The organism is Paenibacillus sp. MMS20-IR301 (assembly GCF_032302195.1).
Lineage (GTDB): Bacteria > Bacillota > Bacilli > Paenibacillales > Paenibacillaceae > Paenibacillus_AQ.
In genome coordinates this window covers 6044076-6069516 of sequence record NZ_CP135275.1, presented here as the reverse complement: position 1 = coordinate 6069516, position 25441 = coordinate 6044076, and the positions used below count along the sequence as shown (strand labels likewise).

Below are 25441 nucleotides of genomic sequence, written 5' to 3'. Positions count from 1 at the left end.
CCGCTGACCCGCTAAGAATGGAACGGACATTTCATCGGTCCTGCGGGACTATACTCTTCCGCCTTCTCTCTGCGGTAGGCGGATGCTGCTTCTGTTGTCTCAGCGTGCAGGTCCTGCCAAGCGGCGTATGCCTTTTTCTGATAGATAAACTGCGGGCTGAGATGCAGGTCCTTCAAAGTGTTATCATTCCAGATCGGAGTAGAGGACGGTGACATGGGCGGGATCAGCCAGCCCCATTTGCCCGATACTTCACGTCCCTGCCGCTTCTCTTGTTCCTGGAAACGGACAAACTGATCGGCTGCTGTGTGATGATCTACAATACTGACTCCCGCTTGCTTGTAAGAGTACAGAACAGCACGGTTCAGTTCCAGCAGCGCCCGGTCCTTCCATAGGGAAATATTGGTCGAACGGTCCAGACCCAGAAGTTCCGCTACCGCCGGCAGCCGGTTATACCTGCCGGTATCACCGAAATTCCGGGAACCGATCTCCGTCTCCATATACCAGCCGTTAAACGGCGCAGCCGGATAATGGATTCCCCCGATTTCCAGCAGCATATCCGAGACAATCGGAACGGAATACCAGCGCAGATTCAGCTCTGTGAACCGTTCGATCTCCGGGTGGCTGAGTGGAATCTCCTGCACCAGACCCTCAGGGAGGGGGAACCAGCGGGGCGCTTCGGCCCCGATACTGATTACCAGCGGCAGAATATCAAAATCTCCGCGACTCCCCTTCCAGCCCAGCCTGCGGCATACCGCAGTGAACTCATCTGAAGCCGGATCCCCCATGCGCGGCTGCCCGTCTTCCTCGGGATACCCGGCATACCGGATCAGCTGATGGTTCCAGATCCGGATGCTCTTCGCCGGGTCTTCTCCGCTGCGGAACACGCTGATGACCGGCCGGATGCGGCCATGATTACCTGCCTGCCTGATATGCTGCAGCAGCATCTCTGCCACTTCTTCCGCCGTTTCTGCCCTGCGCGCATCAATAACATCAAGCGTATGCCAGAAGAGACGGCCGATGCATCGGCTGTTATGCCGCCAGGCCATTCTGGCTCCATGGGCCAGCTCCTCCCCAGTATGTGTGTAAGTCCCCGTGCGCCCTATCTCATCGCGTATGACTGCAAGACGCTGGTCACGGTCACCGGAGGACCTCTCCAGTTCCCGGTAACACGCAGCAATAAAGGATTCAGCCTGCCGGATCAATGCCCCATGACTTTCTTGTTCAGCTGTGTTACCCGGCTTGTTCACTTCCTGCATCGTGTCATCCCTCTCCGTGAGCCGGTTATAGTTGCCCGGTCATATTATTTCCAGCCGGCAGGATCGACTATCCCTGCCCGCTGCCTTGTTAACTTATTATTCATATTGGCTCCGCCAATCCTTTGCTTAATCATAGTATCGCAAGAAAGAGTATGCTGCAAAAGACCCTCATCCCCCAGGGCAGGACTGCATCATAGATTTCATACCACAGGTCTCTTCTGGTAAACTGATGAGACAGCTCTGCGGCTGCTGTCAGCAAGGAGAAGGCACTCTATATTCTGAGGTGATGAATTTGAGTAAATTTGCAATGCACGCGAAATTCACGGCCAAGCCGGGGGAGCGGGACGCGCTCGCAGCCATTCTGCTGGAGGCTGCCGCTGACGCTGAGCCGGTTCAGGAATGCGAGCTTTATCTGGTGAATCTTTCGGTCAACGAACCCGATGTGATCTGGGTCACCGAGGTATGGAGCCACGCGGAAGCGCATGATGCCTCACTGGCGCTTGCGGCTACGCGCGCTGCAATCCAGCGGGCTATGCCGCTGATTGCCGGCGTTCAGCCCGTTCAGCTTACACCTGTAGGCGGCAAGGGCCTTGTGTCCGCCCCGCCGGGAGAATAGGGCAGACCAATAAGCCAAGGAGCAGCCGGTAAGGGCAGCACTCCTTGGCTTATTGGTAATGGATTATATCTGCTCCAGCTCGGCCAGCCTGGCGATAATCCGCCGTTTGCGGTACAGCATATGTGCCGCCTCTGTTACATCCTCCAGCGATTTGCGGTTCAGGTAAGCGCCGAAGAACATGCCGGCGACCGGGACCATCTGCAGCAGCTTCTTCCAGCCCCAGTTATCGCGGTAGACCATAACCACCTCACGCCAGCCCTGAATCTTCGAGATCGCCGCATTCGTCCCGGCGCTGATGTTGCCGTCCCCGCCAGCCTGCAGATTCAGCTCCCGCAGAATCGTCCGCTTGCCCACAATATCGGAGGAAGCGAACTGCATCACCTTCACCGTGAAGATCCGTTCGGCCTTCTCCGTCGGATCATAGCCGTAGCATAAGGCGATCTCCTGAATCGCCTTCAGCGAGAGGCCGAGGACAGCCGGAATATCAATGGCAAGCGTGAACACCCCGCCGAAGCCGGTTGTCGCCCCCTGGGCCGTAGCGGTATTCCGGCTCCGCCCGGCCAGCCGGAGAGCAGCAGCGTCCATGACGGCCAGCGGATAAGGCCCGCTGCCGGTGCCGCCCGCTGCCCGGCTGGCCTCTTCCATCATTGTTCCCACCTTGCGTCCGGCGACCAGGTAATTGCCGCCGTTCTGGATATAGCTGCCCAGCTCATCCAGCAGCTTGCCCACCTTCTCATGAATAAATTTGGGTGTAAGCTTATCAAGCAGCTTGAACGGCAGCCTTGTAATCCGGTCCCAGATCATCAGCTTGTTCTGCTCTTTTTCCCATTTGGCAATCTCCGCAAGCGCAGCACGCAGTGCTTCCGGTGTCTCCAGAAGCGCCCTCGAGTCAGCAGTATCCGGCATCTCCTTCGCCTCCCGTGAATAGTATTATCTCTGCTCTACAAGTACAACATCAGAATTAACCTGCGAAATGAAAAGTAGGGGTTCGCCTGCTGCAGGTTTCCTTTATCGCAAAAACCGTATGCTAATTGCACTTCGTACAACTAAATGGTCTGGTTGTCTTCCGATTATCACTTTAGCTGTATTTCGTACAATTATACTGCCATGAGTAGCTTGTTTTAACGTATCCGGGCGAATTTAGTTGTACAGAGTGCAGCTATACGATCCAACAACCCCTTTTTGTTCCTTTTAATTGCACATAATACAACTATCATTGAGAGTTTCCTCTTGGAAATGAAGATATACATTGCTTCATTGGTGAATGAACCCGCTTCTTTAGTTGCGACACTCTACAAGTACGTTCTAAACGCCTAATTTGGTTCACTTAAGTTATATAAGGATCTGATACCTATATAAATAACCTTAATCCTGCGCAGTGATAGCTTATCTGTACAGAAGCTCCCTTGCAGCACACGGAATATCAAACAGGCATTCCGGCATAGGTCCGGAATGCCTGTTGCGGTTATATGGCGGACAGCTCTTTTACTGCCAGTCTCTTCCCTGTTCATCCAGTGAAGACAGTCTGCGCTTCTCCTCTGCCAGCCTCTCTTCAACCAGCGTTACCCCTTGCCCGCCAACAGAACCCTCGGGGGCATGGCTTACAGCCTCTTCAGCATGCTCCAGGCTATTCTCTGCCTGTTCAATCATTGGCGCGGTCGGATGGCTCAAAGCCTGTGTTACAGAATTATGCAGCTTGGTGACTGCATCATGCGCCTGATCCACCGTACTGTTAGTCCGCAGACTGGATTCGTAATGCTTCATAAACGCAACCTCTCCCTTCTGTCACAATGTCTGTTCCTCTCTAGGATGGATAGGGAGCGGTAATCTTATGCAAGTGGCGGGCTGAATCAGCTGCTGCGGTATCCGCAAGCCCCGGCGGGGCCGGGGAAAGAGCCTCCCGGCGCTTGCTACACCAGGAACATGGCGGTGACCGTCATCGCCAGCAGCCCCAGCAGGACCGGCTTCAGATTGCGCCGGGCCAGCTCGAACGGGCTGACGCCGCAGATCGCTGCGGCGGGAATGAGCGCCCACGGGATCAGGGTGCCGCCGCCGACCCAGATGGCGGCCACCTGCCCAAGGGCGGTCAGGGTCGCCGCGCCCGAGTGGAGCGCGGCGGCGAACAGCCCGGCAATCGAGCCGGCCAGCGAGATGCCGGAGAAGCCGGAGCCGTCAAGGCCGGTGATCGCGCCGATCACCGTCATGGTCACGGCTCCCACTGCGCCGTTAAGCGGCACATGATTCGCCAGGGCAACGCCCAGGTCGTTCACAATGCCGTGTGAGCTGTCCGGCAGCACCTGGCCGAACAGCTCGCCGAAGGCGGAGTCTCCCAGGTAGAAGAAGGCGGCGATTGGAATAACCGGGCCGAACACCTTGAAGCCGAAGACGAAGCCTTCGATGAGATAGGAGGTGATCTTCTCCAGACCCTGGCCCTCTCCCCGGTGAGCCAATAAAGTGATTGTGATTAGGATCAGCACCGCAGTCCCGCCCACCAATGCGGTAGCATCACCGCCCTGCAGATTCAGCACGAACATGAATATCACATCCAGCAGGAAGAGCAGCGGGACCGCAATCGCCAGTCCTTTCCGGAGCCGGCTGTTCATGCGTACAGAGACTGAAGCATCTGCAGATAATGCCCCTGCTTCTTTGGCGGACACCAGACCATCCCGCCATGTTCCGTTCTTCTGGTCTCTGCGCATCATCCAGAAAGCAGTAACCGTGGTTACAACCCCCATCACGATCACCAGCGGAATGCTGGCCTGCATCACACTGGATACCGGAAGACCGGCCGCATCGGCTGTCAGCTTCGGCGCGCCTTGAATAATATAATCGCCGGAGAGCGCAATTCCGTGCCCGAACAGATTCATGGCCATGGCTGCACCCAGTGCAGGCAGTCCGACCCGCACAGCTACCGGCAGCAGAACAGCACCGACCAGCGCAACTGCGGGCGAAGGCCAGAAGAAGAAGGAAGTCACCATCATAATCAGCCCGATTCCCCAGTATGCCATCGCCGGTGTGCGCAGAAACCGGGTAAGCGGAGCTACCATCGTTTCGTTAATGCCGGTAATAATCAGAATCCGGCTCATGGCCACAATAATGGAGATAATCATAATCGTACCGAGCAGCTCTTTGGTCGCGTATACAAAGGAATTGAAGATTCCCGACACGGACCCGCTGAGCGTAGACGTTGCCAGAAGCCCCAGCGCAAAAATCCCGGTCACACAGATCATCGTCGTATCACGCCGCCGGATCAGCAGCGCCAGAATGAACACAATAAACACGAGATACACCCAGTGAATCGCAGTAAGCTGAATACCCATAAGTTCACACGCCCCCTTTCCACCTGTAGCCAGTTGGTGCTATATGCTATGCAGGGGCATGGGCTATTGTTCGCAGCCGCGGAAGCAATGCCAGGCGATACATTCATCAGGCTTAGCGCACAAAAAAATGGCCTTAGCCTCCACTCCACCAGTGGATTCTAAGGCCATATACCAGGAAGAACAGCATTAATGCCGCCTGCCAGCCCTGCGGGCCCGCAGGACAGCAAGCTGCTGCAGCCTGTCCTGTGTAGAGCCTCCGCCGCTCCACAGATCAGCTTGTCCGGGATACGGCAGTCTGTTCTCCTTCACTGCCTCCTCCGGAGCGGAGGCTTGCGGTAACAGGTGATTACAATTTCCATCCTTGTCGATGATCAGGACCGGACCCAGGTTCTCCGGACCGGCCCTCCCGGCCGCATATTCCTCTATATAGCCGTATATCCTGCGCTGCAGTTGCGTTTCTTTGCTCATCTGCTGCAGAATATTCGGGGCAATTACGATTTCCGGCTGCCCGTCGCTGCTTGCCGCAGCCTTACTCCTTTGACTGTCTTGAGCCGCTGCCGTAATGCGGACGGACACGCCATACCTTTTCCTGATTCTGCGCGCCTGATCTTCAATGGCCGCTGCGACTGCCGCCAGAGTCTCAGAGAAACTAAGAACCGGCGCTTCAGCAGCTGCATGGGCTTCCGGATGCGGCGCCCGGGTCAGCGAGGCCGGATGAATCCGGGATACGGGAATATACATGATCACTCCTCTTCTCGCGTGGATTCCCCAAGTAAAAGCTCAGGTACCCTTAATATCGGCGGAGAGAGGAGGAATGCTTAAACTGTGTTATTCCTTAGATAGTGCGCCTGCTGCCGCATCCTCGCCGCCAAGACGGCCGGATGTGAAGGAATACCCCAGTCCTACGCCGTTACCAACGTAAGTATCGTTGAACAGCACGCCCTCAGATTCCACACCCACGGCATACAGTCCCTTAATCGGCACGCGCTGGCCGTTCAGTACCTGGAACCGGGCATTCACCAGCAGCCCCCCCACAGAACACAGATTATTAATCTCGGAGATAATTGCATAATACGGGCCGCTCTCCCCCATCGGGAGCAGATATTCCTTCGCTTTGCCGAACTCGGTGTCCACACCCGTCTTTGCCGCCGCCTGATATTGTTTGAAAGCAGCTGTGAATACCGCAGCGTCCATCCCGGCATTCTCCGCCAGCTCCTGCGGGGTATTACCTTTGAAGCCGTCGCCGTTAGCCACCATAGATTCGAACACTTTGTCGGCATCCTTCCAAGGCTGCTCCAGAGTGAACTGATCTGCAAAGGATGCATAGAATTCCGGAGGCATCCCCGGCAGTCCCGGTGCCTCCACGCCGTTCATTCCCTTAGTCTTCAAGGCATCAATCTGTGCCTGCGATACGATCACCAGATGGTAGGCCCCATTGAACGCGCTGGTGTTGGCCGCTGCTACTGCGGTAAGTGTGGCCGCCTCATCTCTGAATCGGGCACCGGACGGGCCGACATTCATCAGGGTCGGCAGGTAGGACAGCATCAGCGGATAGCTGGCTGCAAACGGCTCATACTCCGCCTTCAGCTTATCCGTTGCTCTGGCCAGCGTCTGGTGAAGCATTTGTCCCCCGAAATTATCAGGAACCTTGGCGCCGATATCCCAGGACATCTGCAGCCCTTCACCGATGTTCTGTCCAAGACCGCCGTTGACGCCTTCAAAGCCGAATGCTTCCTTGACCATCTCTTTATTGCCGGCATAACCTCCGGTAGCTATCACAATACTTTTGCCGGTAATCGTAAGCATAGTACCATCCGCCTTCTCGGCAACCACTCCGGTAACTTCGCCGCCCGCGCCAGTAACCAGCTTCTTGCCAGTTGCTTCAGTAATGACCTGTCCGCCGCCCTTTTCCACAGATTCCGCGAGCATCGCCTTCAGCAGGTCCTGACGGGTATCATAGGCCGGAAGCATATGCAGTTGTTCGCCGCCAAAGTTAAGGAAGGTCGTGGTGTATCCCTTGCCTGTCAGCCAGTCATAGGTTTCACCTGACTTCGTGACATACTGGCGTACTGCCGCTGCGTCTACTCTCCAGTGGTTATTAACGATCCAGTCCGAAATCTCCTTCTCGACTTCCACTTTAAGTCCGCTGCTGACCGCCGCTGAGGAATTGTAGAACTTGCCCGCCCAGGACAAATTGCTTGCTCCGCCAATCGTAGCTGTCTTCTCAATAAGAATAACCTTCGCGCCTTTATCGGCTGCCGAGACGGCTGCGGACACGCCGGATGCGCCTGCTCCTATTACGACCACATCGGCTGACAGCTGCTCCGTCTTGCCTTCTCCGGATTTCACTACAGCTCTCGATTTGAAAGCTTCCACGTTGCCGCCCGCCTGCTTCACCGCATCTTCCACAGCTGTAAGAATCGCCGTGCTGGATTCGGAAGCACCGCTGACAGCATCAATAGCCAGGGTCTGGCCCGCCATAATTTCTTCCTTGATCTTATTGATTGCCTCCACGCCAATGCCCGCCGTTTCACTCTGGCTGACCACCTGGATATCTGTGATTACCGATTTGGCGTCAAATGTAACTTCAACCTGAACTTTGCCGTCCTTGCCGTCGGCCTCTGCTTTATAAGTCCCTGCTTTAAAAGACTCGGGCACCGCATTTGCATCCGCCGGCTGTGTAGCCTCCGGAGAGGCTGAGGGCTGCTCTGAGGCCGCCGGCCCCGCTGCATTATTACCGCTGCAGCCGCTGATGAGCGACATTACCAGGATCAGACATAAGGCTGCTTTTAACAATTGACATGCTGTTTGCTTACGCATTATTGTTCCCCCTGTATGGTTCGTACAGCCCCGTATTCTCTCTCTAAGGACTGCTGACTACGCAACAGAGTGTAAACCTTGGTGCAGCACCAAGGTCAATGAATATTACGTGAAATTTTTCTCAAAGTATGCCGCTGGTTCATTGCGCACAGCGGGAATATTGATCTCCAAGTATGTTTTACAGCCGCTGTTCGTACGCTCTGTAAATAGAATTTTTCCGCAGATATCCCCGCTGATCGTATAATGGTGCGCCTCCGCATAATCCAGCATAAACTTGAAAGACTCCCGTTCGAGGTATTCTTCATAGGTGCTGACGATTACCGAAGAGATGCTGACGGCAGGCTCCAGATACTCCACACTGTCATTCAGGCAGACCTCAAGCTTCTGCTGGTCCTCCACAAGCAGCGCCAGCCCCCAGCTGTAATCCAGTTCCTCGGTTCCGCCGATAAGCTCTGTATTCTCAATCCGGAAGGAATAGAAGGTGAACGGCAGGAGCTCCATCCAGGCCTGTACGGTTCTCTTAAGCTCATTTTTCTGGAGCAAATGGTTTTTGTCCGTCTGCTGAATCCGGTACATCCCGGGCACTTGTTTGATTTTGCATGTATAGAAAGAGTCGCCGATCTGCTCAAGCTCTGCCTGAATTTCCTGAATCTTGTCCAGCAGCAGTGCATTCCGCCGGATTTCCTCTTCCAGTTGCCTGCCGGCAGCTGCTATCGACTCCACTACTTGCGCGGAAGGCGCATCTTTAATAAGTCCGGCTACATCCTGAAGCGGAATCTGCATGCTGCGGTACCACCTGCTCGACAACAAGTTTCGTGCATCCAGATCATTAAAATACCGGTAATTGTTATGATGATCCTTCATTGGCCGGACAATATCATGCTTCTCATATAAGCGCAGTGTGTCCGCTGTAACCCCAAGAAGTGATGCAAATTCACCAATAGAATATTTCATCAACAGCCCCCCAGCTTACTTCTGTCATAGTTTTAATGATAGAGGGTTTGGCTGGGAGACTTTGTGGATTATGTCACACACATGCTACTGTGCCTTGCCCTCATTCAGCAGGCCTATTGTCTTATCGAGCCGCCGCTGCCGCGTCTCCGCCGTCTTCGCATCCTCTATAGAGAGGACAAAGCGCCGCTTATTGGAGTAGGACAGCCCGTCCCAGAACCGCTTCGCCTCCGCATGCTGCTCCAGCAGCGCAGCCAGGTCAGCCGGCACCTCTACTTCCCGCGGCTGGGTATCCAGTGCAAGCTCCACTTCGATCCCTTCTCCGGCACTGACACCTGCCCCCTTGCGGTGCTCGCTGCTAAGCGGAATCATGAACTGTCCGCCCATTGTCGCCACGGTACTGGAGTAGCTGTATTCACCGATCGTTACCTTTACCGCCGGCTTTTTGCTGGTTCCTAATTCCGCTACCGCCTCAGCCGGAACCACGATCCCTGTTGCTGTTTTACCGCTGAGCAATACCGTTGTCCGAAATTTCATTTTTAGTACCTCCCGGAAGGACGCATGTCCTAGTTTATCCTTATTGTATTGCAGGTTTTGGAGCTTTTCCAGTCGCCCGCAGCAGCGGCATCGTATATACTTGAAGATACTTGAGACCTGTACAGAACGGAGGGGCGGACATGCCCTCAAATCTATCGGACAAGGTAGCGGACCTCCCTTTAACGCCCGGCGTATACCTGATGAAGGACAGCCTCGGCCATATCATTTATGTCGGTAAAGCGAAGCAGCTGAAGAAGCGGGTTCAATCGTACTTTTACAATAACAAAGGCCATTCGCCCAAGGTGAAGCAGCTCGTCAAGCATATCCGTGATCTGGAATACAGGCTGACTGATACGGAATTCGAGGCCTTCATGCTGGAATGCCAGCTGATTAAAGAGATCAAGCCGATGTATAACCGCAAAATGAAGAATCCGCTCGCTTACAGTTATATTTCCATCGTGGACACTCTGCCATACCGCCAGATTGAGGTAGGCTATGAGCCCAGCACACAGGCGGGCAGTCTCTCCTTCGGTCCTTATACCAGCCGGAGCACCGTAGAGCGGGCCGTCCTGGGTATTAAAGAATCACAGCGGATTCTCTGCAGCAGCCCCCATTCCCGGAATACCCGCTGCCTTAACCATTCGCTGGGCCTTTGCATCGGGATGTGCGGAGGCGGCAGGGCTGTACAGCAGTATGAGGAGATCATCGACCAGGTGATCGGTCTGCTGAACGGGAGCGGGAGCCGGATTGCCAGCTCGCTGGAAGCCCGGATGGAGGAGGCGTCGCAGCGGTTTGATTTTGAAACGGCGGCCAAATACCGGGATTACCTTGGAGCAGTCCATTCGCTGCAGCACAAGGAGCAGGTCATCGGCTTCACCGGGGAGAACAACAATATTATCGTGCTTGAACCGGTGGACGAGCATACCCATAAGCTGATTCTCATTAAAGGCAGCGTTATTCTCTACCGGGCCCGGCTGGCCAGCGCAGACCTGTTCAGCGGACAGCTTACAGGCCATATTACAGCTGCGGCACTGGAGCATTTCCGCACCGGCAGCCTGATCGCCGCAACGGAAGAGATCAGCCGTCACCGGATTGATGAAGCCCAGATTATCTACAGCTATCTTAAGGGAAGCTCAGGCAGCTATCTTATGGTCCCGCAGGAATGGCTGGAGGACGGAGGTATTGCAGAGCTGGAGCAGGGAATTAACAGGCTGATCGGGAATTCCGAATAGCCGGTTTATAGTATTGCTGACCGTATATATACGAGTAACCCCCGCCGCACTTCAGCAGGCATGGGGGTATTTGTTTTGCCGCTGACGGACGAATAATGCCGTACGCAGCAATCCTCTGCATGGCAGTGTCACATTTCCGGCGGCTGGTTCGTTGTACAGGGCATAAAGGGGGGGTGAGAGACTTGAAGGAAGCGGATCTGCAGGAACGGATTACGCAGGTGCTGGCGGGCGATATTCAGAAATTCGAAGCCATTATGCAGGTTTATCAAAAACAGATTTTCTTCTACTGTTATCATATGCTGGGCCATTATGCCGAAGCCGAGGACTGCGGACAGGAGGTATTTCTGAAGGCGTACCGCTCCTTGGGCAGCTATAACAGGGATACTCCATTTGGTGCCTGGCTGTATACGATTGCCTATAACCAGTGTATCGATGTAATCCGTAAGCGTAGGCTGGCCCGTTACCTGCGCCTGTTCCATCAGGATGAGAAGCAGCACCGGCCGGTTGACCAGCATATTGAGGCTCATTATCCGGATGCGGCAGTTCAGCAGGCCATGGCCCGGCTGACCGCGGATGAACGCAGCCTGCTGCTGCTCCGCACAGTAGACGAACTGAGCTACGCGGAGATCAGCCTGATGCTCCAGCAGAATACAGCCAGATTGCGCAAGAGGTATGAACGTGCGTCCGGGAAGTTCAAGAAGTATTACATTCAGGCCACAGGAGGGACCCGAAATGGACAAGAATATGGACATGAATCAGGAGTTAAAGGCGCTTCTTCATAACCCGCATTTCCGCCACCCTGATTTATCCGGTCAGGTTATGCAGCGGTTATATACAGGAGAACGCGAAGCGCGTAAGCCCTTTTGGCTGAAATATAAGATTAGTCTGCTGGTGACAGCAGGCCTGCTGCTGACCGCATCGACCGGCTTTGCCGCAGTGCAGTACCAGTCGCTGAAGAACAGACAAGGCGAACTTGTGTACCAGGTCAAACCTGCGCAGGAGTTCCCGGCCTTTGAAGAGGAAGAGCTGCAGCGTTTGAACCTCAGCCGTGAGCTCGGGGAAGAGCTGCTCGCACCGGGGACTGCCGCTATATTCTATATCCTGGAGCATAACCCGGACGGGAAGCTGGACACACAGAATAAACCGGTGAATTATTCCGACCTGGCTTCGCTGCGGACTAAGCTATCCGGCCAGGATCTGGCCCTTGCCGGCACGCTGCCGGGAGGCTACAAATTCCAGGAAGCTGCGGCCTATTTCGAACCGGTCACCCCTGCTACAGATGAAGAAGCCGCTATTGCCGATCAGCTGCGCAAGCAGGCCGAGGCCGCAGGTCGAAGCTACGGAATGATGCCGGTCCGGCTGTCAGATCAAATTCTCAATGTTACCGCAGTGTATAAGCAGGGAGACCAAGAAGTGACCGTGACAGCCAGAAGGGCCACAGGCGTATCTACAGCTTATGTTGATGAGCAGGTTGATTTTACCGCCGAGAAAGTAACTGCCGGAGACACGCAAATGATCTATACCAAATACAAGGGCGGCAACAGCCTGTCGTGGTCGCTTGATATCCCCGGCAGTGATGAGACCTATCAATACCAGCTTGACGAGATGAGCGGACAATTTCTGAGCAAGGAAGAGATGATCGCTCTTGCGGAGCCGTTCCTGGAATAGCCGGAATCTAATCTTCTATATGCCGCAGCAAGGCCCTCCCGGTTGAACTGAATGTTCACTGCGGAAGGGCCTTGCTGCGATTCTAACTCCCTGGCTCCAGCACTTTCTCCCAGACGTAGCTGCTTGCTGCCGGTTCAAAGCCCAGCCTCTTATAGAAGTCCATCGTCGATCCTACGTACGCTGATTCCGCACCATAAGCGGCAATCCGGTGCAGCCCTTCCTGTATGGCCGCTCTGGCCAGCCCCTGCTTACGCGCAGCGGGTATAGTTCCGACTGGCTCCAGAATGCCATGCCGGTTCTGCCCGTCATACCATAATGTACAGAAGGAGACAACTTCACCGGAGGCATCTACGACGGACAGATCCAGCTCCGGCCGGTAATCAGGCGCCTGCTTCATCCGCTCAAAGGCTAACGGCACTGAATGGTCTTGCTCCGCCTCATAGTAGCCGAACGCTCTGGCATGAGCCAGCGCCTTGGCTTCACCCGTAACCTCTGTTCCGGACCGGATCCGGTATCCCGGAGGAAGCTTCACTGGCTCCAATTGCTGCAGGGACCGCATGGACAGCGTGTCATCCCAGTCCAGCTGCCTGTAGCCTCTTGACTGTGCAATTGATTCACGGACCGCATCACCCGCCGGAATCCGTATGCGGATCACCCGGCCTCCCGTAGACGGCATCGCCAGGCTGTGCTCGGCAAAATCAAACATTTCCTCATATACTGCCGATGTTAACGGAAATCTTACTTGAAAGAAGGCTTCCCCCCTCTCCTCACCCTCGGAGTTCACGACTCCGGCGATCATTCCCTTATCATCTGTCCAGACTCCTACTGTGCTTTCCCATGTGTCATATGTGTTATGCATGGTATGGCTGACCGCCCGGCAAAAGTTCCACCGGTCAATCATCCAATTCCCCGCTGTACCCGGCTGTGCGAAGCCTGCAACAAGCATGTCACGGACCGCAATGAAATCCTCCGTCCTGTACCTGCGAAACTTTACGTTCATATTTTCACCGCCATTATATTCATTTCATTGACCTGATTGCCTCCGCTCTTAACCGGATCAGGACTATCCCCATCATAGCAAGCAGCCCTAACCGTTTGGTATGCAGCAAACCGTTTAGGAAATACTCTACCTTCTCTGCTCACTGCAATTAATATTCCGCATGGGGACTAAACTCCCCCCTGCCTTTTAACGTAAAGTCAAAAAACTGCAAAACCAGCTCATTCATTGTCTCAATACAGTAATACTGATCAATATCCGCTGGCCCTTTCTGCAGCATATTCGCCAGGACCGGCGAGAACAGCGGAAGATCCGTCACGCTTAAGTGCTTGGCCCCTTGAAAATGAACGGTATACGCATCCTTGAAGTTGGGGTTGTTGACTACATTCGCTGCGTAAGCCGAGTTCTTCCCGAGCTGTCTCCACACATCGTCCGTATAAATGTTCAGCAGCGGTACGCGGTACGGTTCATCTTTTGCCGCCAGATCATTGATCTCCCGGTCATACACAAGCTCACGGAAAAATGGCGCATCCAGATTCACGACAGCATCCACATCACTGCGTTCCCGCCCCACGGCCTCGCTTGCCGCACCGCCCATGGAGTGGCCGAATACGCCAATTTGCTCTGTATTGATCAGCTGGTACACAGGGTCCTGATCCCTTCCCGCCTTCTCCAGAATCGTATCGATCACAAAATTCATATCCCCGGTCCGCAGCTTCATCCACTTTTGCGTAAGGCCGTACAGCTCTTCTATAGTGTATATCCCGTCTTTGTTGGAATCGTTAACCTCCCGCAAAAAATCCGCATTAATCATCGTGATCTTCCCGTCTGCACTCTGTGTATAAAAAGAATGGTAAGGATGATCGATGGAGACCACGACATAGCCGTGACTCGCCAGCTCTGTAAATGTTGAAGTATTGCTTTCCCTCACCCCATATGCCCCATGGGAAAAGACCACCAGCGGATACGTTCCCCCGGCATTGCCCGGATACCAGAACTTCACATTCACAAACCTGTTATCTCCGGTATCCGTAAATTCCTCTATCCGGTTAGGGTCCGTATACGTGTAGACAGCGGTCCTGACTTCATACTCTCCTGTCACTTCAGGTTCCCGGTACTGCGGGAAAAGGATAGGCGGTATCATCGCGATTAGCAGGGCTACAGCGGTTATCATGATTTTCCACACTCTGGTTGAACGCTTGGACTGTCCGCTGCCCGCCTTATTCCGTATCAGTTCAATCGAACCTTTCAGCGCAAAAATAAACAGCAGCGCCGCCAGCAGCGCCCAGCTGAAGCTCCAAACAATCACGGGGGACAGTACCAGTATGACGAAGATGATGAACAGGGTGATTCTAATCCAGCTTTTAAGCTTATTGCGGCTGTGCATAGCGATTCTCCTCTTCCAGTCAGGTTATGACCTCATCATAAAAAACCGCGAAAAGGGTGTATATAGATTTACAGTAAGCTGTATCCACAGGGCAATAAGATGCACAAAAAGCCCCACAAGGTGGGGTCTTGGATTCCGGAGTTCCTCTTAACTCTCCTGCTTCACAGCCTTCAGCCGCTCGTTAATCTTATCCGCATCCTTCTTATCCTTCTCATAAGACAGCACACGGACAATGGCATACACTACAGCAATTTGCAGGGCGAGCGTGAGCGCACCGGATAGACTGGCCACCACACCGATGAAGCTGGCAAGGGTAACTAGCAGAATCTCCAATACGAGAAAATGAACCATAATTCTGACACGCATGGCCCGTTCGCTTATTCCGGAAGGCGCGTACAAAATGATCCCCGTTAACGCCCCAAGCAGACAGAAACCCATAATCGTATAAATGGATACCAGATCAAACACAAGTTCCGGGGCATAGATCTGCCGCAGCACTGTAATGATAATGATGATAGATGCGAAGATGACCAGGAAATCCCGGAAGATCTCTTTGGCATATTCAGACAGCTTCATGCTGTGATCCCCCTTATAATCCAAGTCTTTGTTTGAGTGCGGGCACATACTGTCTTGAAATCACTACACGTTCCCCGTTATCAAGCAGCGCCGTGAACCGGCCGCTCAGGGACGGACGCACGCTGTCGATCTTGGCGATGTTCAGAATCGTCGATTTGGACGCACGGAAACAATTCTTGTCCCGGCACAGCTCCTCCAGCTCATACAGCTTCTGCTTCACTTCATGCACCTGGTCCTCGCTGTAGACAAATACCTTGCCGTCCACCGCTTCAAAATAATAGACATCACTGAGCTTAATCCGGCTTAGCCGGTCCTCCCGATACCCCAGGATGATGAGGGTCTCGGTCTTGAGCTTATCTACGATTTCACGGATTTCTTCATCCGCCTCATGGCATCTGATGAGGATTTCCTCTTCCTGCTCCCTGCTGATTTGCTCGATGGAAATTTTGATAGGATCACCTGCGATACTTCAGATTCAATGGTCTGCTGCCTGTTCATTCTCATGATAAATGAACAGTACCTGCGCTACAAGAGGGCCGGCATATAAACTCTTTTATTACGAAAAAAGGCTGTCCCCCGCAGATCGGTGAGGACAGCCTTATATGGGACGGAACCTTGGCCGTTAGTGCGCCGGTCCTTCATTCACTGCATCGTATGCTTATCATGATAACGGCCTCTTGGTACAACCAGCGGTGAACCCGAGACAGGGTCTTCGATAACCGTACACGCCAGCCCGAAAATATCCTTGACCAGCGTGCTTGTAATCACCTCTGCCGGAGTCCCCTCAGCAACAAGCTTTCCCGCCTGCAGCGCAAAGATATGGTCGGCATACCGTGCGGACAGATTGATATCATGCAGCACCATTACAATGGTGGTGCCGTGCTTGCGGTTCAGGTCGGTGAGCAGATCCAGAATCTCCACCTGATAGGTGATATCCAGAAAAGTGGTCGGTTCATCCAGGAACAGAATATCGGTCTGCTGGGCCAGCGCCATCGCTATCCAGACACGCTGCCGCTGGCCGCCGGACAGCTCATCAATATTGTGATTGGCGAACTCCGTAATATTCATAATCTCCATCGCTTCAGCGACCGCCTCATAATCCTTCCTCGACCAGCCGCCGAGCAGCGACTGATGCGGGAATCTGCCCCGTCCGACCAAATCGGCTACAGAGATGCCTTCCGGCACAATGGGCGACTGCGGCAGCAGGCCGATGACCCGGGCCAATTGCTTGGCAGGGATTTTGGAGACCGGTTTACCGTCCAGTGTAACCTGGCCGGATATAGGCTTGATCAGTCTGGCCATCGTTTTCAGCAGGGTAGATTTGCCGCAGCCGTTCGAGCCGATGATGACGCTGATCTGATGATCCGGAATTACCAGATCTACACCGTGGATAACCGTTTTATTCTCATAGCCCGCAACGACCTGTTCGGCGCTGAAATTATGTGTCGGTTTCATTATAACTCTCCCTTTCGATTCATGCGGATTAACAGGAAGATCAGATACGGCGCTCCGAGTAATCCGGTAATGATGCCTACAGGGAATCTGTACTCAAAAGCAAACTGTCCGATCAGATCGGACGCCAGCACCAGATTCACTCCGACCAGTCCGGCCGGGATGATGGTTGAGGAGCCGGCTCCGGCCAGTCTTTTGGCGATCGGCCCTGACAGAAAGGATACAAAGGCAATTGGTCCCGTAGTTGCAGTAGCTATAGCAACCATGCAGACGGAGCTGACGATCAGCGCAATCCGGGTCCGGTCCGTGCCTACACCCAGCGAGGTAGCCGATTGCTCGCCAAGCTCCAGAATGCTCAGATGTTTGCCCAGAAGGATAATAACCGGCGAGCAGATCAGCACGATGATGACCAGCGGCGGCAGCTCGCGCATTTGTGAGCCGTTAAGGCTGCCTGTAAGCCACCTTACCGCGGAAGGCACATCCTTCTCCGAGCTGATCAGCAGCAGATAGGAGATTACAGCATCCAGCATCGCCTGCAAACCGATACCGATCAGGATTAACCGGCCGATGGAGAAGGTTCTTCCTCGGGATAATACATAGATCAGCAGCACCGTGGCCAGACCAGCAATTACAGAAGCTGCGGAAACTACCGCACCGCTGGCATGAAGGATAACGATACAATACACCGCTGCCACGCTTGATCCCGATGTAATTCCGATTACATTCGGATTGGCCAAGGGATTGCGCAGCATGGTCTGGAAGGTATATCCGGCCAGGCCGAAAGCGAAGCCGGCGAATAATCCGGCCAGCATTCTTGGCAGGCGGATAATATTGACCGCAAAGGAGACTCCCTTGAGCTCTTCTCCGGAAAGCGCCCGGATGACATCCTTAACCGGATAGATGGTATTCCCGAGGAGAAGCATCGCACAGCATAATATGAGGGCAAGTACTGCGAGAATGATGGTAACTAGCATTCCACGGCGCTGTCTTTGACGTCTGCCTGCACTAATGAATTCAATGGTTTCATTTCTCATAATGAACGCACTTTCGATCTCATCGCTAATAGGATTAGAATAGGAGCTCCGACGAAGGCGGTAACCACCCCGACCTCAAGCTCTCCGGGATTGCTGAGGAGCCGGCCGCAGACATCGGATATCGTCAGAATAATCGCCCCGGTTACCGCAGACATCGGAATAATGAACCGCAGGTCGGAACCAAGGATAAGCCGGATAACATGGGTCGCCAGGAGGCCAATGAAGCCGATTGGACCGGCCAGGGCTGTAGTTGCGCCGCAGAGCAGAACTCCGGCAAGCGCTGCAATCAGCCGCAGCGTTCCTGTCTTTACCCCCAGCCCGGTAGCCACATCATCTCCGAGCGCCAGCGCATTCAAGGCTGGCGCTGTAACGAAGGCAATCAGCATCCCGGCGAGCAGGAACGGGATGAAGGTGGTAATGCCGCTCCAGGTTCCCGCCCCTACACTTCCCACCTGCCAGAACCGGAACTGGTCCATCACATAGGAGCGCGGAATCATAATCGCTGTAACCAGCGAAGACAGGGCGGCACTGATCGCCGCACCTGCCAGAACGAGCTTAATGGGCGTGGCTCCGCCACGCCCCATTGAGCCGATTCCGAATACGAATACTGCTGTAATTGCAGCTCCGGCCAGAGCTAACCATATGTACTGGCTTGCTGAACTTATGTTCAGGAACGCAATGCCGCAAACCACGAACAGGGAAGCTCCCGTATTCACCCCCAGAATGCTCGGGTCAGCAATCGGGTTACGGGTAACTGCCTGCATCAGCGCCCCTGATACTCCGAGGGCGCCTCCGCACATCAGACTGAATACCGTCCGGGAAATCCGCTTGCGGACCACATTGGCCCCGTAGCTGTCGATGTCCGGATGAAACAAGCCGTCGATGAGCTCCTTCCATCCTACATGACGGGCTCCTAATACGAGCGAGGCTATCACGCACAGGACAAGCAGGACCAGACTGATGATAAGCACGGGTATGAAATTTTTGGGGAGATGCAGCTTTAGCCGTGTATCGTCCGGAACCGCTGAATTATTCATTTATTTTATCGATAGCTCCGCCGATCAAAGCCAGATACTCATCAATAGTGTACGCAATGGACAGCGGATTAGGAGTTCCCGCAGCTACCAGTGGTGTATCGCTGTCGATGAAGGCTACCGAACCTCTTTCAATTGCCGGAATCTTGCCGAGCAGGGAGTCAGCCTGCAGGGTCTTGAGCAGTTCCGCATTGCCGTATCCGACAATCAGGTCAGCATCGTACAAGGCTTCAACATTCTCAGCACTTAAGCTCAGAGAGTAGCTGGTAGGATCGGTAATCTGTGAAGTGATGCTTTCAGGATAGGTCATACCCAGCTCGTACAGGAACGAGACACGGGAATCTACAGGAGTATAAATGTGCAGCTTGGACAAATCTTCAGCCGAGAAGTTTACCCAGACTACCTTTTTGCCGCTGATCTGCGGATATTTGCCCGCTTTGTCTTTAACCATTTCCTCGGTATCCTTGATCAGCTGCTCGCCTTCCGCCTTCATCCCCATACCTTCGGAGTTCAGCAGGACCTGCTCACGCCAGGTGGTTGCCCAAGGTGCCGTCGGATAAGCTACAACCGGAGCGATTTGGGTAAGTGTATCATAATCCTCCTGTGTAATCCCGGAATAGGCAGCCAGAATTACATCCGGGTTCGCATCGGAAATAGCTTCGAAATCAAGGCCGTCTGTATCCTGGAATACATTCGGATCGGTTGCGCCCAGTTCCTTAAGCTTCTCTGCTGTCCAAGGCAGAAGTCCGCTTCCGTCCTGAACACCAAAATTCGCTGCGGAGAACCCTACAGGAACAACGCCGAGAGCCAGTGCGACATCATGATTGGCCCATTGGATAGTCACGATACGTTCAGGCTTGCTCTCAAGTACAGCTTCACCAAGGGCATGCTTAATGGTGATCGGATAGGCAGCAGCCGAATCCTGGGCGGCCGGTGCCTCTGTAGCAGCCGCTTCAGCCGCCGGAGAAGCAGTTGCTGCCGGTGATGGTGAAGCCGCAGAATTGGCCCCCTGATTAGAGGAGCAGCCTACTAGCGCTATTGTAAGTACAAATGGAGCTATCAAAGTCTTTAAAGAGAACTTTCTTGTCGGATTCATTGTATACCTTCCTTATCGTTTAGTGTATTTTGTGGTTCCTGGTACTGACAAGCTTGGCTGACGACCCCGCATCCAAATTCAAGATTCTGCAACATTATACGATAATGAGAATCATTATCGATAAATATAAAGGTGACTGGCTAGGTTGTCAATGTAAAAATTGGATTTCCCCTTATTTAGGTTGGATTTCTGCCGCGGACAAAGGGTTATTCTGGCTGATAGCTCTTGTATTAAATGTCTTTTTTCCACTAGCTGTCTGCGATGAACAGATCCGTTCATGAGCAAGTGGAGGAGATCCACCTAATTCCGGGCGCCGACATGCGGATTCGGGAGACACAACGCTAATTTAAGTTAATCGCTTAGTATAACGGACAGGAGAGGCGTTAAGCTGTGGAAAAGCGCCACAGTGCCGGTCCTTGCGGACACCAGCGCCGTTATTTAGGCGGATAAGCAGAGCTAGCACATGAAACGTGTCTTTTAAAGGCTGTGATGTCCGTTTAATCATCCAAATTGGCCGATATGGAGCCATCAAGGGCTGTGGTGTCCGTAAGGGTCAAATCGGGCTCTTGTTTGGACCCGAAGTGCCCCACATTGTGGGGATGTTGACTCAGATACTATATTTTCCCCAACAATCAAAAAGCCGCAAGCCGTTCCCTTCGGGGGCGGCTTGCGGCTTTCATGTGATGGCAGATGGGCTATTAATCAGCCCAGCAGCTGGCTGACGCCTTCGCTAAGCGGTGTAAGCGGACGGTTCAGCAGCTTCTGCAGATCATCGCTCTTAATATCGAGCGCGCCGTCACGGATCGCGCCCTGAATGGCAACTACAATCGGCAATGCGGCTTCCGGGACGCCTGCACCAGCCATAATACTCGCATAAGCTGCATCGTCAACCTGCTGTACAGCTACTTCCTGGCCAAGCACTCCGCCGGTAACGGCCGCGAGCTCTGCCTGGGTAGCCGGTGTGCCGGACAATTCGTAGATGACGCTATCCTTACCGTCGCCGGCAAGAACTACGGCAGCCGCTTCCGCATAATCACGGCGGGTAGCCCAGCCTACCTTGCCTTCGCCGGCCGAGGTCAGCCAAGGTGCGCCAGCTTTAACCGCCTGAATGGAGCCTGCTTCATTCTCCAGGTACCAGTTATTGCGCAGGAAGGCATAAGGGATACCGGACTCGCGGATGAATTCTTCTGTCGCCCGGTGTACGGGTGCCAGGAACAGGGAGCTGTTCTCTGCGTCAGCGACGCTGGTATAGACAATGTAGCCTACTCCGGCCCGGACAGCTGCATCTACAGCCGCCTTGTGCTGGCGGACTCTTGTCTCATTGTCGCCGTCGGCTGAGACAATCAGCAGGCGGTCCACTCCGGCAAAAGCCGCATCCAGTGTCTCCGGCTGATCGAAATCGCCATGACGGACATCCACGCCGCGGGCCTGCAGCTCTGCTGCCTTCTCCGGCTGTCTGACACTGGCTACGAGGTTCCCGGCCGGTACAGTCTTCAGTAATACCTCTGCTACGATAGAGCCAAATTGTCCGGTTGCGCCTGTTAATGCAATCTTCATATCCATTCCTCCATTTGGGTTGCTTGTATTTGAACTTCAGCTGTTTATTCTTGTTGATACAAAAGCAATCTGTTCCTGTAACTATTGTAGTTACAAGTTGATCAAATGTCAAATGGATTGTTAATGATGCTACTGGGCCCTGTGTCAGCCTACGTTCTTGAAATACCGGTAAATCTGTTCCAGCTTCCGATTATGCTTGCCTTTCGGGCTCTCCATGCTGCCGAATTCAAAGAACTTCACCCTGCGGATGCCTACATAATTGAATAAGGCCTTTCGCATCAATACCTTATGTGAATTATTGAGCCAGAGCAGCGGATAATGGGCGGGGCCCTTCATGCTGGAGATGCAGACAACACGTTTGCCCTTGAGCAGCCCCTCCGGGAGCAGGCCGCCCTTATCCCGGTAAGCGAAGCCGGAGGCGAACATCCGGTCGATATACCCCAGCAGCATGGCCGGCGGCCGCCCCCACCAGATCGGATAGACAAGCACCACCTGGTCAGCCCACAGCAATTGTTCCCGGTACTCCGCAAGCTGCGGATCACGGTGCATATCCCGTCTGCGCTTATCCTCATTGAATACCAGCACCGGATCGAAACCGGCCTCATACAAATCAAGCACCTTGACTTCGGTAACCTGCGGATTCTCTTTGCTGCCGCGCAGCACCTCCTGCAGGAATGCATAACTGAGACTGTTGTGATTCGGATGTGTATAGATAACAAGTGTTTTCATTAGCGTGCCCCTTTACTTATCATTTGATAAGTTATATTTTATCCAAAAGGTACCACAGCTGCGATTTAGTTGTCAAATGATAATTGTTATTTGATAATTATTTTGCTATGTTGTCTTCTGAGGTGATCTTATGGACAAGGACAACAACCAGCTGTTTCAGAAATTCGTGGCCTTCAGTGCTGCCGTCCACCAAATAACGAATGATATAACCAAAGATGTGAAATCAGAGGCTTTAACGCCGCTGCAATATAAGATCCTCGAATACATTGCTGTCAGCCAGCCGGTCACGCTCAGCGAAATCAGCGAGTGCATGCAGATGTCGATGCCCAATACAAGCCGTGAACTGAAGAAGCTGGGCGAAAAAGGGCTTTGTGCGCGTGTTGCCGATCCGGAGGACCGCCGCAGACAAGGCATCACGCTCTCGCCTGCCGGCGGGGCGATGATGAATGAGGCCTTCGCCCGGATTTCCGTCCGGTTTGAGCAGCGTATTCAGGCAGTAACCCCCGAAGAACGCAAAGAAATCGAGCGGGCGCTCGATCTCTTGCAGCAGAAAGTATTCTATTAAGGCCAGCTTGCAGCCGGTGTTGCTTGGGCAGTTATGTCTGGTCGGCGTACCGCCACCAGGCGAGAGTACCTATAAGGCCAATTCCTCCGGTAAGATAAGGAAGCACCAGGCTCAGCATCTGTAAATGGGTCTGCTCCTCTCCGGAAGCGCCGCTGCGCAGTCCGGGAATGGCCCACGGAATATATTCCACGATTCCCAGGGCTCCGCCAAACTGGGCAGCCACGATGGTAAGCAGGACGAAACCCAGAGGAGGCAGATACCCGCGCCCGGTACTGGCCATCCAAGCTACTGGAACGCTCAGGCAGATCACCATAAGGCTAATCAGTGCGTAGTTGCCGAAGCCGGATGTGATATTTCCCAGGCTCCAGCCGTCCAGCCGGACAAGCCATGCTGTCATGCAGCCGGTTAGGAACATTATGAGTGCCAGCACTGCACACAAGGCAGCAGCTACAATCAATTTGGCAGCAGCGGTTCCGTACCGGGACAGCGGTAAGGCCAGCATATCTTTGACAGTGCGGTCGGAATATTCACGGCCGAAGATCCAGCTGAATACAAACCCGAATCCGATAAGTCCGCCCATGGACAATATAATACCGAGCTCCTTCAGATAACCGGTCAGATTGATTTCACCCTCGAAGCTGTCCTGGGAGCCAAGCCACCCGGAGAATACAAGACCGATCATTACAGGCAGCAGCACACTGGTCGCCAGTGAAATCCAGAATAGCCTGGAGCGCCGGAGCTTCAAGGTCTCTACCCACAGAGCCGATTGGAATTGCTTCATTTTGCCACTCCTCCTTCAGCTTCAATCATTCTAAGAAAATAAGCCTCCAAATCCTCTTCCTCCACCCGAATCATGGTAGGCGGCATATTGGCGTATGCCAGCAGCTTGGAGATGTGGTCCGGATGCGTTATAGCCTGTTCATCCCGCAGCAGCATTGTCCCATTCCCCGATACCCTCACTTTAAAGCCTGCCTGAATCAGCCTGTCCCGCGACTTTGCCGGTTCACGGGTCTCTACAAGCAGCTGTTTGCGGAGCAGATGCTGCAGATTACTGACATCCGTCTCCTGCAGCAGCCGGCCCTGATGCACAATACCAATCCGTGTTGTCAGTCTGGAGATCTCCCCGAGAATATGACTCGATATGAAGACCGTTACTCCGTGATTAAGCGCCAGCCCGCGGAGCAGCTCCCGCACCTCAACAATTCCGGCCGGATCAAGACCGTTCGTCGGTTCATCCAGAATCAGCACCTTCGGATGATGAAGCATAGCCTTGGCCAGACCAAGCCGCTGCCCGTTCCCCAGCGAGAGCGTCCCGGCCTTGCGGTCGCGGTACGCGGTAAGCTGCAGCCGGCCGATAATGCTGTCAACCGCCTTGCGGTCCGCAATGCCCCGCAGCCTGCGGATCATCTCCAGATTCTCGCGGACGGTAAGCTCCGGATAGGAGTACGGCGTCTCCACCATATAGCCCACACTGGACCACAGCTTATGACTGCCTGCATCGACCCGCTGCCCGGATATATAAGAGGACCCGGAATCCGGCCGGATCATGCCCAGCAGCATACGGATTGTCGTCGTTTTGCCTGCTCCGTTCAGCCCCAGGAACCCGTAGATTTCCCCTTGGCTCACCTCCAGGGATAATCCGTTTACGGCGTGATTACTGCCAAAATGCTTGGTTAATCCTTGAGTCTGAATCATTGCGGTCATGCCAATCACTCCTGTTCTTTTTTAAAACTAACTAGTTGTTTATATTTGATCCAAAAAACAACCGCCTTACAGCAAAGACGGTTCCATTACGCCATGGATGATAAATTGCGCTATCTGTTCAATCAGCTGCTCCTTCAGCTGCGGCGAATCCCGCTCGCCGAGTATATGCTCATACCTTGCAGCGGACTGCAGTGTAGCTGTAGTTACGTTCATAATCAGAATGGGAAACAGCCGGGGGTCCAGATCCTGCCGGAGAATCCCGCTCTGCTTGGCTGCTATGGCCAAATCATAGAACTGTGTACCGTCATCCGGGCGGTACGTAATCTGATTCCATGTCTTCCAGTCTTCAGCCGCTTCCCAGAACAGAATCTTCAGGTAGCTCGGATGTGATAACAGAAAGGATACCATTTCACGGGTCATAGCTCTCAAAAAGCTCTTAAACGCCGCAGCATCTGTTACAAGCAACTCGTTCTTCAATAATTCGGTAATGAACGTACCTGTAATCTGCTCCCCGATCTGGTCTGCACGTTTGACCACCTCTGTATACAGGCCCAGTTTGTCGCCAAAATACTGATAGATTAGACTCTTATTGTATCCGGACTCCTTCGCTATCACATCAATCCGTGCCGCCGAATAACCCAGCCCGGCAAATATCCTCTCGGCAGCATCAAGGATGATTCCCCGGGTCCGGGCGGCATCATAAATTTTAGTACCCCGTTTGCTGTCTGCTGTTGCCATATTAGCCGCCTCCATTTATAACTAACTGGTTAGATTTTATGATGAACAGGAGCAGAAGTCAAGTGCAGCCTAAGCGGCAGTCAGCCTGCCGCTGCAATATGCCAATAATTGGCACAAAACCATTTCTCCCCTCCTGCGTCCAATCTATGGAATCAAATCTATCCATAAGGTG

General features: G+C 53.7%; 26 protein-coding genes. 5 read left to right on the top strand and 21 right to left on the bottom strand.

The genetic code is table 11. The features are described 5' to 3' along the window. Nucleotides 1-11: 11 nt before the first annotated feature. The gene (locus LOS79_RS26065; protein ID WP_315413491.1) at nt 12-1256 is read right to left on the bottom strand and encodes a nitric oxide synthase oxygenase; all 1245 of its coding nucleotides are present in this window, start codon (nt 1254-1256) and stop codon (nt 12-14) included. A 292-nt stretch (nt 1257-1548) separates the two neighbouring features. On the opposite strand from LOS79_RS26065, the gene LOS79_RS26060 reads away from it, so the two are divergent. Then, nucleotides 1549-1872 (top strand): putative quinol monooxygenase, encoded by a 324-nt coding sequence (locus LOS79_RS26060; RefSeq protein ID WP_315413489.1) that lies wholly within the window; start codon nt 1549-1551, stop codon nt 1870-1872. A 63-nt stretch (nt 1873-1935) separates the two neighbouring features. Here LOS79_RS26060 and LOS79_RS26055 read toward each other — a convergent pair whose 3' ends face one another. The 7 genes from LOS79_RS26055 to LOS79_RS26025 all read right to left on the bottom strand — a co-directional run bounded on the left by LOS79_RS26055 (nt 1936) and on the right by LOS79_RS26025 (nt 9500). Continuing rightward, complete coding sequence (locus tag LOS79_RS26055; RefSeq protein WP_315413488.1) at nt 1936-2778, bottom strand: EcsC family protein; 843 nt, start codon at nt 2776-2778, stop codon at nt 1936-1938. Between the two features lie 579 nt (nt 2779-3357). Then, a complete protein-coding gene (locus LOS79_RS26050; RefSeq protein ID WP_315413486.1) occupies nt 3358-3636 on the bottom strand; it encodes a hypothetical protein in 279 nt (92 codons plus the stop codon). 146 nt (nt 3637-3782) lie between these two features. Beyond that, the gene (locus tag LOS79_RS26045; RefSeq protein WP_315413484.1) at nt 3783-5192 is read right to left on the bottom strand and encodes a hypothetical protein; all 1410 of its coding nucleotides are present in this window, start codon (nt 5190-5192) and stop codon (nt 3783-3785) included. A 186-nt stretch (nt 5193-5378) separates the two neighbouring features. After that, the gene (locus LOS79_RS26040) at nt 5379-5933 is read right to left on the bottom strand and encodes a hypothetical protein (RefSeq protein WP_315413483.1); all 555 of its coding nucleotides are present in this window, start codon (nt 5931-5933) and stop codon (nt 5379-5381) included. Nucleotides 5934-6020: 87 nt separating this feature from the next. Continuing rightward, the gene (locus LOS79_RS26035; protein WP_315413482.1) at nt 6021-8012 is read right to left on the bottom strand and encodes an FAD-dependent oxidoreductase; all 1992 of its coding nucleotides are present in this window, start codon (nt 8010-8012) and stop codon (nt 6021-6023) included. Nucleotides 8013-8117: 105 nt separating this feature from the next. Beyond that, nucleotides 8118-8966, bottom strand: coding sequence for a MerR family transcriptional regulator (locus LOS79_RS26030; RefSeq protein WP_315413480.1), 849 nt, complete (start codon nt 8964-8966; stop codon nt 8118-8120). Nucleotides 8967-9050: 84 nt separating this feature from the next. Continuing rightward, a complete protein-coding gene (locus LOS79_RS26025; RefSeq protein WP_315413478.1) occupies nt 9051-9500 on the bottom strand; it encodes a YdeI/OmpD-associated family protein in 450 nt (149 codons plus the stop codon). Between the two features lie 140 nt (nt 9501-9640). On the opposite strand from LOS79_RS26025, the gene LOS79_RS26020 reads away from it, so the two are divergent. The 3 genes from LOS79_RS26020 to LOS79_RS26010 all read left to right on the top strand — a co-directional run bounded on the left by LOS79_RS26020 (nt 9641) and on the right by LOS79_RS26010 (nt 12400). Further along, entirely contained in the window at nt 9641-10732 is a 1092-nt protein-coding gene (locus tag LOS79_RS26020) for a UvrB/UvrC motif-containing protein (protein WP_315413477.1), read from the top strand. A gap of 173 nt (nt 10733-10905) precedes the next feature. Then, nucleotides 10906-11514 (top strand): RNA polymerase sigma factor, encoded by a 609-nt coding sequence (locus tag LOS79_RS26015; RefSeq protein ID WP_397386692.1) that lies wholly within the window; start codon nt 10906-10908, stop codon nt 11512-11514. Next, nucleotides 11465-12400: a DUF4367 domain-containing protein gene (locus LOS79_RS26010; RefSeq protein WP_315413473.1), complete on the top strand. Its 936-nt coding sequence runs from the start codon at nt 11465-11467 to the stop codon at nt 12398-12400. Before LOS79_RS26015 ends, LOS79_RS26010 begins: the two co-directional genes overlap by 50 nt. Before the next feature lie 82 nt (nt 12401-12482). On the opposite strand, the gene LOS79_RS26005 is transcribed toward LOS79_RS26010, so the two are convergent. The 10 genes from LOS79_RS26005 to LOS79_RS25960 form a co-directional block, all read right to left on the bottom strand. Next, complete coding sequence (locus LOS79_RS26005; protein WP_315413471.1) at nt 12483-13400, bottom strand: GNAT family N-acetyltransferase; 918 nt, start codon at nt 13398-13400, stop codon at nt 12483-12485. Between the two features lie 148 nt (nt 13401-13548). Beyond that, entirely contained in the window at nt 13549-14784 is a 1236-nt protein-coding gene (locus tag LOS79_RS26000) for an alpha/beta hydrolase family protein (RefSeq protein ID WP_315413469.1), read from the bottom strand. Nucleotides 14785-14931: 147 nt separating this feature from the next. Further along, the gene (locus LOS79_RS25995) at nt 14932-15360 is read right to left on the bottom strand and encodes a DUF3021 family protein (RefSeq protein ID WP_315413468.1); all 429 of its coding nucleotides are present in this window, start codon (nt 15358-15360) and stop codon (nt 14932-14934) included. 13 nt (nt 15361-15373) lie between these two features. Beyond that, nucleotides 15374-15658, bottom strand: a complete 285-nt coding sequence (locus LOS79_RS25990; RefSeq protein ID WP_315422460.1) for a LytTR family DNA-binding domain-containing protein — start codon at nt 15656-15658, stop codon at nt 15374-15376. A gap of 344 nt (nt 15659-16002) precedes the next feature. After that, entirely contained in the window at nt 16003-16815 is an 813-nt protein-coding gene (locus tag LOS79_RS25985; protein WP_315413467.1) for an ABC transporter ATP-binding protein, read from the bottom strand. Then, nucleotides 16815-17846 carry a FecCD family ABC transporter permease gene (locus LOS79_RS25980; protein WP_315413466.1) on the bottom strand — a complete coding sequence of 344 codons (1032 nt, stop codon included), beginning with the start codon at nt 17844-17846 and terminating at the stop codon, nt 16815-16817. Before LOS79_RS25980 ends, LOS79_RS25985 begins: the two co-directional genes overlap by 1 nt. Further along, nucleotides 17843-18883 (bottom strand): FecCD family ABC transporter permease, encoded by a 1041-nt coding sequence (locus LOS79_RS25975; RefSeq protein ID WP_315413465.1) that lies wholly within the window; start codon nt 18881-18883, stop codon nt 17843-17845. The genes LOS79_RS25980 and LOS79_RS25975 overlap by 4 nt, the downstream gene beginning before the upstream one ends. Next, nucleotides 18876-19976 (bottom strand): iron-siderophore ABC transporter substrate-binding protein, encoded by a 1101-nt coding sequence (locus LOS79_RS25970; protein ID WP_315413464.1) that lies wholly within the window; start codon nt 19974-19976, stop codon nt 18876-18878. Before LOS79_RS25970 ends, LOS79_RS25975 begins: the two co-directional genes overlap by 8 nt. Before the next feature lie 702 nt (nt 19977-20678). Then, entirely contained in the window at nt 20679-21533 is an 855-nt protein-coding gene (locus LOS79_RS25965) for an SDR family oxidoreductase (protein ID WP_315413463.1), read from the bottom strand. A gap of 144 nt (nt 21534-21677) precedes the next feature. Beyond that, nucleotides 21678-22262 carry an NAD(P)H-dependent oxidoreductase gene (locus LOS79_RS25960; protein ID WP_315413461.1) on the bottom strand — a complete coding sequence of 195 codons (585 nt, stop codon included), beginning with the start codon at nt 22260-22262 and terminating at the stop codon, nt 21678-21680. A 130-nt stretch (nt 22263-22392) separates the two neighbouring features. Between LOS79_RS25960 and LOS79_RS25955 the strand changes: the two genes are divergently transcribed. Beyond that, nucleotides 22393-22827 (top strand): MarR family winged helix-turn-helix transcriptional regulator, encoded by a 435-nt coding sequence (locus LOS79_RS25955; protein WP_315413460.1) that lies wholly within the window; start codon nt 22393-22395, stop codon nt 22825-22827. Between the two features lie 31 nt (nt 22828-22858). Here the strand turns inward: LOS79_RS25955 and LOS79_RS25950 are convergent, their stop codons facing one another. The 3 genes from LOS79_RS25950 to LOS79_RS25940 all read right to left on the bottom strand — a co-directional run bounded on the left by LOS79_RS25950 (nt 22859) and on the right by LOS79_RS25940 (nt 25269). Continuing rightward, nucleotides 22859-23608: an ABC transporter permease gene (locus tag LOS79_RS25950; RefSeq protein ID WP_315413459.1), complete on the bottom strand. Its 750-nt coding sequence runs from the start codon at nt 23606-23608 to the stop codon at nt 22859-22861. Continuing rightward, nucleotides 23605-24531 carry an ABC transporter ATP-binding protein gene (locus LOS79_RS25945; protein ID WP_315413457.1) on the bottom strand — a complete coding sequence of 309 codons (927 nt, stop codon included), beginning with the start codon at nt 24529-24531 and terminating at the stop codon, nt 23605-23607. Before LOS79_RS25945 ends, LOS79_RS25950 begins: the two co-directional genes overlap by 4 nt. A 66-nt stretch (nt 24532-24597) precedes the next feature. Then, nucleotides 24598-25269 (bottom strand): TetR/AcrR family transcriptional regulator, encoded by a 672-nt coding sequence (locus LOS79_RS25940; protein WP_315413455.1) that lies wholly within the window; start codon nt 25267-25269, stop codon nt 24598-24600. Between the last annotated feature and the right edge of the window lie 172 nt (nt 25270-25441).

What these genes read in the sequence shown, in the direction of transcription:
- LOS79_RS26065 (WP_315413491.1), bottom strand. Translation starts at nt 1,256, where the DNA reads ATGCAGGAAGTGAACAAGCCGGGTAACACAGCTGAACAAGAAAGTCAT.
- LOS79_RS26055 (WP_315413488.1), bottom strand. Translation starts at nt 2,778, where the DNA reads ATGCCGGATACTGCTGACTCGAGGGCGCTTCTGGAGACACCGGAAGCA.
- LOS79_RS26050 (WP_315413486.1), bottom strand. Translation starts at nt 3,636, where the DNA reads ATGAAGCATTACGAATCCAGTCTGCGGACTAACAGTACGGTGGATCAG.
- LOS79_RS26045 (WP_315413484.1), bottom strand. Translation starts at nt 5,192, where the DNA reads ATGGGTATTCAGCTTACTGCGATTCACTGGGTGTATCTCGTGTTTATT.
- LOS79_RS26040 (WP_315413483.1), bottom strand. Translation starts at nt 5,933, where the DNA reads ATGTATATTCCCGTATCCCGGATTCATCCGGCCTCGCTGACCCGGGCG.
- LOS79_RS26035 (WP_315413482.1), bottom strand. Translation starts at nt 8,012, where the DNA reads ATGCGTAAGCAAACAGCATGTCAATTGTTAAAAGCAGCCTTATGTCTG.
- LOS79_RS26030 (WP_315413480.1), bottom strand. Translation starts at nt 8,966, where the DNA reads ATGAAATATTCTATTGGTGAATTTGCATCACTTCTTGGGGTTACAGCG.
- LOS79_RS26025 (WP_315413478.1), bottom strand. Translation starts at nt 9,500, where the DNA reads ATGAAATTTCGGACAACGGTATTGCTCAGCGGTAAAACAGCAACAGGG.
- LOS79_RS26020 (WP_315413477.1), top strand. Translation starts at nt 9,641, where the DNA reads ATGCCCTCAAATCTATCGGACAAGGTAGCGGACCTCCCTTTAACGCCC.
- LOS79_RS26010 (WP_315413473.1), top strand. Translation starts at nt 11,465, where the DNA reads ATGGACAAGAATATGGACATGAATCAGGAGTTAAAGGCGCTTCTTCAT.
- LOS79_RS26005 (WP_315413471.1), bottom strand. Translation starts at nt 13,400, where the DNA reads ATGAACGTAAAGTTTCGCAGGTACAGGACGGAGGATTTCATTGCGGTC.
- LOS79_RS26000 (WP_315413469.1), bottom strand. Translation starts at nt 14,784, where the DNA reads ATGCACAGCCGCAATAAGCTTAAAAGCTGGATTAGAATCACCCTGTTC.
- LOS79_RS25995 (WP_315413468.1), bottom strand. Translation starts at nt 15,360, where the DNA reads ATGAAGCTGTCTGAATATGCCAAAGAGATCTTCCGGGATTTCCTGGTC.
- LOS79_RS25985 (WP_315413467.1), bottom strand. Translation starts at nt 16,815, where the DNA reads ATGAAACCGACACATAATTTCAGCGCCGAACAGGTCGTTGCGGGCTAT.
- LOS79_RS25980 (WP_315413466.1), bottom strand. Translation starts at nt 17,846, where the DNA reads ATGAGAAATGAAACCATTGAATTCATTAGTGCAGGCAGACGTCAAAGA.
- LOS79_RS25975 (WP_315413465.1), bottom strand. Translation starts at nt 18,883, where the DNA reads ATGAATAATTCAGCGGTTCCGGACGATACACGGCTAAAGCTGCATCTC.
- LOS79_RS25970 (WP_315413464.1), bottom strand. Translation starts at nt 19,976, where the DNA reads ATGAATCCGACAAGAAAGTTCTCTTTAAAGACTTTGATAGCTCCATTT.
- LOS79_RS25965 (WP_315413463.1), bottom strand. Translation starts at nt 21,533, where the DNA reads ATGAAGATTGCATTAACAGGCGCAACCGGACAATTTGGCTCTATCGTA.
- LOS79_RS25960 (WP_315413461.1), bottom strand. Translation starts at nt 22,262, where the DNA reads ATGAAAACACTTGTTATCTATACACATCCGAATCACAACAGTCTCAGT.
- LOS79_RS25955 (WP_315413460.1), top strand. Translation starts at nt 22,393, where the DNA reads ATGGACAAGGACAACAACCAGCTGTTTCAGAAATTCGTGGCCTTCAGT.
- LOS79_RS25950 (WP_315413459.1), bottom strand. Translation starts at nt 23,608, where the DNA reads ATGAAGCAATTCCAATCGGCTCTGTGGGTAGAGACCTTGAAGCTCCGG.
- LOS79_RS25945 (WP_315413457.1), bottom strand. Translation starts at nt 24,531, where the DNA reads ATGACCGCAATGATTCAGACTCAAGGATTAACCAAGCATTTTGGCAGT.
- LOS79_RS25940 (WP_315413455.1), bottom strand. Translation starts at nt 25,269, where the DNA reads ATGGCAACAGCAGACAGCAAACGGGGTACTAAAATTTATGATGCCGCC.